The following is a 724-nucleotide window of genomic DNA, read 5'->3' on the forward strand; positions in this document are numbered from 1 at the left end:
GTGTGTGATAATGCGGAAGTGGTCTAGACGCCGAAGGTGGGGTAGATGATTGGGGTGAAGTCGTAACAAGGTAGCCGTATCGGAAGGTGCGGCTGGATCACCTCCTTTCTATGGAGAATCGTTTCCTGCAACGGAAACATTCAATATAACGGTGGCGTAAGTCATCGTAAAGACTTTGTATAAACAAAGTCAAACATCACATCATCCCATTTGTTTAGTTTTGATGGAACTTATGGGGCCTTAGCTCAGCTGGGAGAGCGCCTGCCTTGCACGCAGGAGGTCAGCGGTTCGATCCCGCTAGGCTCCACCATTAACTTTCATCTAAATTGATCCTTGAAAACTAGAAAACGAACGAATTTGCAAGTAAGAAACAAACATTCTTTTTATCTAAATTCAATTCCTTGTGGATTGAATAAAGTGTAAAAGTAGCGGTGAGTATTCAGTTTGCTGAATACGAACTAATTGATATGCGAATTTGATGTGATGGTCGATCCTTTGGGAGTTTGTTTATACCATTTATGGTAGAAATAAACGTACAAGAGAGCGAGCAGCGCAACAAAAGAGCATGATGGTTAAGCTACTAAGAGCACACGGAGGATGCCTAGGCGCTAGGAGTCGATGAAGGACGTGGCGAACAACGAAACTGCCTCGGGGAGCTGTAAGCAAGCTTTGATCCGGGGGTGTCCGAATGGGGAAACCCGGCTGTGGTAATACGCAGGCCGGG

At 45.7% G+C, this 724-nt stretch carries 1 tRNA gene and 2 rRNA genes; all 3 read left to right on the top strand.

From position 1 onward, the window contains the following. Positions 1-108, top strand: a 16S ribosomal RNA gene (locus PGLA_RS28485); the annotation flags it as partial. 126 nt (positions 109-234) lie between these two features. Next, positions 235-310, top strand: a tRNA-Ala gene (locus PGLA_RS04540). A 260-nt stretch (positions 311-570) separates the two neighbouring features. Continuing rightward, positions 571-724 (top strand): 23S ribosomal RNA (locus tag PGLA_RS28490); the annotation flags it as partial.

The sequence above is a fragment of the Paenibacillus glacialis genome, from assembly GCF_001637205.1.
Lineage (GTDB): Bacteria > Bacillota > Bacilli > Paenibacillales > Paenibacillaceae > Paenibacillus_AQ > Paenibacillus_AQ glacialis.